We start from the raw sequence: 5200 nt of genomic DNA, 5'->3' as shown, positions 1-5200 counted from the left end.
TGGCGTTGATCTCGGGCGTGTGGATGCGGCGGCCGAACAGGGTCTCGACGTAGCCCTGTTTTTTCGCGATCTCGCGCGTGCGGTCCATATAGGCGCGGATGCCGGGGAAGCGCTCGAAATAGGCGTCGATGAAGGCCTTCGCCTCCTCGCGCGGGATGCGGAGATTGTTGGCGAGGCCGAAGGCGGAAATCCCGTAGATGACGCCGAAATTGATCGCCTTGGCGCGGCGGCGCAGCATCGGGTCCATCCCCTCGACCGGCGCGCCGAACATCTCCGACGCGGTCATCGCGTGGATGTCGAGCCCGTCATGGAACGCCTTGCGCAAGGCCGGCACGTCGGCGATCTGGGCGAGGATGCGCAGCTCGATCTGGGAGTAATCCAGCGACACCAGCACATTGCCCGGCTCCGCGATGAACGCCGCGCGGATGCGCCGGCCCTCCTCGGTGCGGATCGGGATGTTCTGCAGGTTCGGATCGGTCGAGGCGAGGCGCCCCGTGGTCGTCGCCGCGAGCGAGAAGGAGGTGTGCACGCGGCCCGTCTCGGCGTTGATGTGGCCTTGCAGCGCGTCGGTGTAGGTGCCTTTGAGTTTCGACAGTTGCCGCCAGTCGAGCACGCGGGCGGGCAGGTCGTGGCCCTGCGCCGCCAGCGTCTCCAGCGTGTCGGCGTCGGTGACATAGGCGCCGGTCTTGGCGCTTTTCTGGGCGCCGTCGAGGCTCATGCGGTCGTACAGGATCTCGCCGAGCTGCTTGGGGCTGCCGACGTTGAACTTCTCGCCCGCAAGCTGGTGGATCTCGTCCTCCAGCGCCGCCATGCGCTGGGCGAACAGGTTCGACAGCCGCGAGAGCGCGTCGCGGTCCACCTTCACGCCCGCCATCTCCATCTCGGCCAGCACCGGGACGAGCGGGCGCTCCAGCGTCTCGTAAACGGTGGTCACGCGATGGGCGACGAGGCCGGGGCGCAGGATGCGGTGCAGCCGCAGCGTCACGTCGGCGTCCTCGGCGGCGTAGGGGGCGGCCTTGTCGATGGGGACGCGATCGAACGCGATCTGGCTCTTGCCCGAACCGAGCAGCGACTTGATCGGGATCGGCTCGTGGTCGAGCAGCCGCTTGGACAGGGCGTCCATGCCGTGGCTGTGCAGCCCCGCGCCCTGCGCGTAGCTCAGCAGCATGGTGTCGTCGATGGGGGCGACCGTCACGCCCAGCCGCGCCAGCACCTTGATGTCGTATTTGAGGTTCTGGCCGATCTTGAGCGTCGCGGGGTCGGCCAGCAGCGGCTTCAGGAGCGCCAGCGCCTCCTCGCGGTCCATCTGGCCGGGGGCGCGGGCTTGCGCGCCGAGCAGGTCGCCGTCGCCCTCGACATGGCCGAGCGGGATGTAGCAGGCCCGCCCCGGCGCAGTGGCGAGCGAGACGCCCACCAATTCGGCCTGCATCTCGTCGAGCGAGGTCGTCTCGGTGTCGACGGCGACCGCGCCGATCTCGGTCGCCTCGGCGATACAGCGTTTCAGAGCCTCGGCGTCGCGCACGATCTCGTAGGCGGCCGGGTCGATGGGCTCGGGCGGAACCTGCCCGGCCTTGGGATGGTCCGTTTCAGCGTCGTCCTGCGCTGGCGGATCGGCGGGCGCATGGCCCTCCACGACGACCGTCGCCGCCTCGATCTCGCCGGCCTCGGCATCCAGCGCTGCGGCGATGCGGGTCGTGAGGCTGCGGAACTCCATCGCCTTGAGAAAGCCGATCAGCGTCGAGGGGTCGGGGGGCTGGAGGGCGAGGTCCTCGAGCGGCGGCAGGCCGGGGACCGCGTCGCACAAGGTCACCAGCCGGCGCGAGATGCGGACCTGTTCGGCGTGGTCGATCAGCGTCTGGCGGCGCTTGGGCTGCTTGATCTCCTCGGCGCGGGCGAGCAGCGCGTCGAGATCGCCATATTCGGCGATCAGCTGGGCGGCGGTCTTGATCCCGATGCCGGGCGCGCCGGGCACGTTGTCGACGCTGTCGCCGGCCAGCGCCTGCACGTCGATCACCTGCGCGGGGTCGACGCCGAATTTCTCGCGCACCTGCTCGGGGCCGATGACCTCGTCCTCGCCGCCCTTGAGGCCTGGTTTCAGCAGCGCGACGCCGGGGGCGACGAGCTGCATCAGGTCCTTGTCGGAGGAGACGATGGTCACCTCCGCCCCGTCCCGCGCCGCGGCGCGGGCGTAGGTGGCGATGATGTCGTCGGCCTCGAAGCCCTCGGTCTCGACGCAGGCGAGGTTGAAGGCCCGCGTCGCCTCGCGGATCAGCGCGAATTGCGGGACGAGGTCGGCGGGCGGCTCGGGGCGGTGGGCCTTGTAGTCGGGATAGATGTCGTTGCGGAAAGTCTTCGAGGAATGGTCGAAGACCACGGCGATGTGGGTCGGCGGGCCGGCCTTCTTGCCGTCCTCGATCATGCGGTGGAGCATGGTGCAGAAGCCCGACACGGCGCCGACCGGCAGGCCGTCGGAGCGGCGGGTCAGGGCGGGCAGGGCGTGGAAGGCGCGGAAGATGAAGCCCGAGCCGTCCACCAGGACCAGCCGGTCGCCCTTTGCGAGGCTCACCTGCTGCTCACTGCGCGGCGAGGGCGCCGCCGCTTTCGTCGGCGGGTCCGCCGCGCAGGACGAAACGGCGGTCGCAATACTTGCACTCGACGAAGCCGCTCTCGCCGATCACGTACCAGACGCGCGGATGGCCGAGCGCGCCGCCGCCGCCGTCGCAGCTGACGCGCGTCGCATCGACCATGATCGTCTCGGGCGCCTCGATCATCCGCGTCGCTCCCCCCTGTCGCTCGCGCCGCATCTTAACCGCCGGGCGCGGCGCATCAACCCGCCCCGGCGTCGCGCGCGGGCGCGCTTGACCGGGCCGGGAAGCCTGCCCTAATGCGCCGATGGAAATCACACATCATGACGCGGTGAAAGCGCCGCTGTGGCTGCTGATCCTCCTTCAGGGGGCGGTGTCGGCGGCGAGCCTCGTGGTCGAGATCGTCGCGGGGCGGATGATCGCGCCCTATGTCGGCATGAGCCTCTACACCTGGACGGCGATCATCGCGGTGGTGCTGGCGGGCTTCTCGGTCGGCCACTGGTGGGGCGGGCGGATCGCGGCCCTGCCGACGCCGCGGGCGCTGCGGCTCGCCGGCTGGACCATGGCGGGCGCCGCGATCAGCACCGCCGCCGCGACGCTGCTGCTGCGCGAGGCGTCGGGGCCGGTGCTCCAGACGCTGACGCATCCGCTCGCCGCGATCACGACGCTGACGGCGGCGGCGTTCTTCCTGCCCTCGCTGTTCGCGGGCGTCCCTGCGCCGATCCTCGCCGTCGCGGCGATGCGCGGGCGCGCGCAGTCAGAACGCGCGCTCGGCGCCATGTTCGCGGCAGGGGCGGTGGGCGCGATCGCCGGCACGCTTCTGGCGGGGTTCCTGTTCGTCGCCTGGCTCGGCTCGGTGGCGACGCTGGCGGTGATCACGGCGACCTACGCGCTGGCGGCTGCGCTGTTCTTCCGGCTGGGCGACGTGCGGCGCGGCGAGGCGGTGGCGGCGTCGGTCGGCGTCGTCGCGGCCTTCGCGGTGGGGGCGGCGGCGCTGGCCGCGCCGAGGATCTGCGACCGCGAGAGCGCCTATTACTGCATCCGCACCGTGCATCTGATGGGCGCGCCGGGCGAGGAGATCCGGCTGATGGTGATCGACCACCTCGCCCATGGCCTGAGCGGCGAGGCCGACCCCTCCCTGATGCTCACCGATCACGGCGCGATGCTCGACGCGCTGCCGCGCATGCGGATGGGCGGCGCGGATTTCGCGGCTTTCGTCATAGGCGGCGGGTCCTATTCGGTGCCGCGGGCCTGGGCGGAGCGCGGCGTGCGGGAGGTCGTCGTCTCCGAGATCGACCCCGAAGTGACGGCGCAGGCGGTCGAGGATTTCTGGTTCGCCGAGGGCGCCGCCGACGTGCTGCATGTCGACGCGCGCGCGGCCTTGCAGGCCAGCGACCGGCGCTACGACGTGATCGTCGCCGACGCCTTCCACGACATCGCCGCGCCCGCCCATCTCGTGACGGAGGAGTTCTTCCGGCTGGTGCGCAGCCGGCTGACCGACCGTGGCGTTTTCGCCGTCAACCTGATCGACTATACGGGCCGGCTCGACGCGCTGGCGGCCTTCGTCGTCACGCTGCGCGAGGTGTTCCCGAGCGTCGAGGTCTGGACCGACGCGACGCCGCCCGCCGGCAACGAGCGGCGCATCTTCGTGCTGCTGGCCTCGGACACCGACAGCCCGGTCTCCGCCGTCGACATCCGCGCGCCGCAGGTCAAGCGCTTCGCGGCGCTCGATGCGGGCTTTCTCGATGCGATCATCGCGCGCAAGGGGGCGCGCAAGCTGACCGACGACCACGCCCCGATCGCGCGCCTCATGGGGCTCGAGCCGATCATCGACTGAACCCGCTCACTCCGCCGCGCGCATCCGCTCGGCCGCCGGGGGCGCGCGCCGCGCCAGCGCCGCGGCTTGCGCGGCTTCGGCCTCGCGCCCCACGCCGTGCCGCGTCTTGCGCCACAGCGTCGGGGCGACGAAGAACTCCGCCAGCGCCAGATAGGCCGCCGCCGCCCCGAGCGGCCAGTAGAAGACGAGCGTCGGGATCCACAGCTGGAGCCAGGCCTGCCCGCGCCGCGCAGTGGCGATCATCGCCGCAGCGAGCATCGCAAACCAGCCCGACAGCTGGACGACGGCGACGGCGGCCATCGCCCAGACCGGCGCGCCCGTCAGCCAGTCGGGGCCCATCCCGAGCAGGGCGAGCCCCCAGATCGCCCAGAACAGCGGCAGGCCGAAATAGGCGACCAGCGCGCCGAGAAAGATCGTCTGGAAGCCGAGAAAGCCCACCGGCCCGAGCTCGCGCGCCAGCCGCAGCGGGGCGCGCATATGGGTCAGCCAGGTCTGGATGTAGCCCTTCAGCCAGCGCGAGCGCTGGCGGACCCAGGGACCGAGGCGGCTGTTGGCCTCCTCATGCGTCGTCGAGACCGAGACTTCGCAGCGATAGCCGGCGCGCGCCAGCCGCATCCCCAGATCGGCGTCTTCGGTGACGTTGTGCGCGTCCCAGCCGCCCAGTCGGCGCAGGGCGTCGGCGCGGAAGAACACCGACGTGCCGCCCAGCGGGATCGGCAGGCCGAGATGGCGGAACCCCCGCAGCAACACGTCGAACCAGATCGCGTATTCGATGGTG

At 71.2% G+C, this 5200-nt stretch carries 4 protein-coding genes; 1 reads left to right on the top strand and 3 read right to left on the bottom strand.

The window, feature by feature from the left end:
• Positions 1–2566 (bottom strand): DNA polymerase I (gene polA / locus V7Q31_RS17275; RefSeq protein WP_333835095.1); only part of this gene is annotated, 2566 nt, incomplete at its 3' end.
• A gap of 7 nt (positions 2567–2573) precedes the next feature.
• Positions 2574–2771: a zinc-finger domain-containing protein gene (locus tag V7Q31_RS17270; protein WP_333835094.1), complete on the bottom strand. Its 198-nt coding sequence runs from the start codon at positions 2769–2771 to the stop codon at positions 2574–2576.
• 121 nt (positions 2772–2892) lie between these two features.
• On the opposite strand from V7Q31_RS17270, the gene V7Q31_RS17265 reads away from it, so the two are divergent.
• Positions 2893–4422 (top strand): fused MFS/spermidine synthase, encoded by a 1530-nt coding sequence (locus V7Q31_RS17265; protein WP_333835093.1) that lies wholly within the window; start codon positions 2893–2895, stop codon positions 4420–4422.
• A gap of 6 nt (positions 4423–4428) precedes the next feature.
• On the opposite strand, the gene V7Q31_RS17260 is transcribed toward V7Q31_RS17265, so the two are convergent.
• On the bottom strand, positions 4429–5200 hold a 772-nt coding region (locus V7Q31_RS17260), incomplete at its 5' end, for a glycosyltransferase family 2 protein (protein WP_333835092.1).

The organism is Rubrimonas sp., from assembly GCF_036788415.1.
Lineage (GTDB): Bacteria > Pseudomonadota > Alphaproteobacteria > Rhodobacterales > Rhodobacteraceae > Rubrimonas.
The sequence above is the reverse complement of the archived record's forward strand: the minus strand, read 5'-3'. Positions and strand labels throughout refer to the sequence as shown.